This window comes from Nitratidesulfovibrio liaohensis (assembly GCF_011682075.1).
In the GTDB taxonomy this organism is placed as follows: Bacteria; Desulfobacterota; Desulfovibrionia; order Desulfovibrionales; family Desulfovibrionaceae; genus Cupidesulfovibrio; species Cupidesulfovibrio liaohensis.
Genome location: NZ_VSMK01000470.1, coordinates 1 through 1963 on the forward strand (window position 1 = coordinate 1; position 1963 = coordinate 1963).

Annotated in this window: 1 protein-coding gene and 1 pseudogene; one reads left to right on the forward strand and one right to left on the reverse strand. The window is 70.7% G+C overall.

What is annotated here, in order from left to right:
- Nucleotides 1-1202 (forward strand): annotated as a pseudogene (locus tag FVW27_RS14370) (hypothetical protein); the annotation flags it as partial.
- 135 nt (nt 1203-1337) lie between these two features.
- Here FVW27_RS14370 and FVW27_RS14375 read toward each other — a convergent pair.
- On the reverse strand, nt 1338-1963 hold a 626-nt coding region (locus FVW27_RS14375; RefSeq protein ID WP_167126354.1), incomplete at its 5' end, for an NUDIX domain-containing protein.

Below are 1963 nucleotides of genomic sequence, written 5' to 3' on the forward strand. Positions count from 1 at the left end.
GGCGCGACGGCGCCATGGCGGCGCTGGGCGCGGCGATATCCTTCGCGGTGTTCGCCGGGCTGCTGCATGCTGCCGGGGCCTGGGACGCCTTCCGGGTCATGACCGCCGGGGTGGGTGGCCAGACCGGGCTGGGAGAGGCGTTGCAGGCGGGCGTGGTGCTGTACCTGACGCAGGAGTTGCGCCTGCCCGCGCTGGCCCTGCTGCTGTGGGGCGCGTGGGCCGTGCTGGACGGCAGGCCGCGTGGCGGCATGCAGCCGCTGCTGCTGTACGTGCTGCTGCTGGCGGCTGACTACCTGCACACGGTGGCGACCACCCGCTCCTGGATCGGCTACGGGGCGGACTGGCCGCTGTTTCTGGTGACCGTGGGCGCGGTGTGCGTGGTGTTTCGCGATGACCTGCTGGGGCGCTTTGCCGTAGGTGCCGGGGCGGCGGGCGGAAGGGCGGCGCAGGGCGCGTCGACAGACGCTGTTGGATCCCTTGGCGCAGTTGTCTCCTCCGACGGTGCTGCTTCTGCCGTGCCGTCCCCGGCGCGGGCCACATCCCCCGCCATATCCCCGACGGGCCGCGCCGCCGTGCTGCTGGGCGCGGGGCTGCTGCTGGCGTGGTCCACGGGCATCAGCTGGGGCTACAAGACCCCGGCCTTCTTCGCTGCCCCCCTGTGGCTGGCTGCCATGCTGGTGCATGCCCGCCTGGGGGGGCGGGCGGCCACGCTGGCGTGGGTGGCCCTGGCCTGCGGACTGGTCATGTTCCGGGTCGGGTACCAGTATCCCTACATGTTTCCGCAGCGGCCCCTTTCGCGCGCGGAACTGATGCACGACGCGGGCGCGGTGTTTCCGCGCCTGTCCGGGGTGAAGGTGGACGGCGTGGTGCTGGGCAAGCTGCGCGACCTGCGCGACCTGCGGACCCGGTACGGGGCCAACTACAAGACGCTGCCCGGCTTTCCGCTGGCGTACCTGCTGACCGGCGACCGGCCCGCCCTGCCCGCCGAATGGTTGCAGGACGGCGAGATCAACGGGCGGGTGGACGAGGTGTACGACCTGCTGGTGGCCCGCGACGTGGTGGTGTTCATGGAGCGGGACCAGATGGACACCGTGGCCCCGGACGGCTACGAGCGCACCCGCTATTCCGTGCCCGCGCGGGTGCGGCAGGAATGGCGCGCGGTGGACGAGACGGAACACTTCGTGGTGTTCCGGCGTCCGTAGACGGGCATGCGGGGGCGTTTTGGGGGATGCCTCCGGTCGTCCAGTAGCTGTCGCCCCTCGGAATTTCGTGAGTGCGGACCCGAAGCGGAGGCTGTGAGCCACTCTGCGGAAGGGCAGGGCGGCCCGGCGCGGACGCTACCGATACGGCGCGAAGCGCAGGTCCGTGGTCAGCTGGTCGATGAGCTTGCGGTGCCCGGCGGGAAAGGTGAAGCGCGGCAAGTCCGCGAATTCCACCCAGCGGTACTCGGTGGCTGCGTCCAGAATCGGTGGCACGGGCGGTTCCCCGCCCATGTTCCCGTCCAGTTCGCACAGGTAGCAGTGCAGGGCGACCCGGTAGGTGGTATACCCGTGGCGGATTACCGCCAGCTTGTCGCGCACCGCAATGCGGAAGGCGGTTTCCTCGGCGTATTCGCGCACGATGGTCGCGTCCGGGGCCTCGTTCTTTTCCACGCGGCCACCGGGAAATTCCCAGAACCCTGCCCATACGCCTTCGTCGGGCCGCTTCTGAATGAAGATGCGGTTGCCGTGCACCAGCACGCCTGTGGCCACGTCCAGCGGGACGATGGGGTGCTTGCGCCCCGGCACGGGCCGCTCGTGCGGAATGCCCAGGCGCAGGCTTTCGCACAGGCCGGACAGCGGGCATGAGGCGCATTGCGGTTTCTTGCGGCAGACCAGCGCGCCCAGTTCCATGAGCGCCTGATTGAAGTCTCGGGCGCGGCCCGCGGGCAGCAGCGCCGTGGCCAGCGCCCGGATGCGCGCGG